This is a genomic window from Vibrio sp. 378 (genome assembly GCF_033339435.1).
The window spans coordinates 1-738 of sequence record NZ_JAWOUO010000487.1 but is presented as its reverse complement, the minus strand read 5'-3'; the positions used below and the strand labels follow the sequence as shown (position 1 = coordinate 738).

General features: G+C 47.3%; 1 protein-coding gene. It reads left to right on the top strand.

The annotated features are described in order from the left end of the window. Positions 1–738 (top strand): pyruvate formate lyase family protein (locus tag R7Q48_RS27100; RefSeq protein WP_318133345.1); only part of this gene is annotated, 738 nt, incomplete at both ends.

The window sequence follows — 738 nt, the reverse complement described above, 5'->3', positions numbered from 1 at the left end:
CCCGCTATCTTGGGCGATTTTAGAGTCCTGTGGTCAGCTACGTTCCACGCAACCGAACTTGAGTGTTCGCTATCATGAAGGTCTGAATCAAGAGTTCTTGATGGGCTGTATTGAAGTGATCAAATGCGGATTCGGTATGCCTGCATTCAACAACGATGAAATTGTCATTCCAGAGTTCATCAAGCTTGGCGTTGAGAAAGAAGACGCTTACAACTACGCGTCTATTGGCTGTATTGAAACCGCTGTTCCAGGCAAATGGGGTTACCGTTGCACGGGTATGAGTTTCATTAACTTTGCGCGTATTTTGCTGGCGGCGCTTAACGAAGGTGTAGATGCAACGACGGGCAAAGCCTTCTTGCCGCATGATAAGTCACTAGCAAAAGGTAACTTCGAGAGCTTTGAGCAAGTCACCGCTTCTTGGGCGAAGCAAATTCGCTACTACACACGTAAATCGATTGAGATCGATACCGTAGTCGACAGCGTGCTTGAGCAGCAAGCGCAAGATATTTTCTGCTCATCGCTGGTGGATGACTGTTTGGCGCGCGGTAAAACAGTAAAAGAAGGCGGAGCGAAATACGATTGGGTATCTGGCCTGCAAGTGGGTATCGCCAATTTGGGTAACAGTTTGGCGGCGATCAAACATTTGGTGTTTGAAGAAGCACAAATCAGCCAAACGGAATTGGCAAAAGCATTAGAAGAAGACTTCGATGGTATTGAGAACGAACAACTTCGCCAACG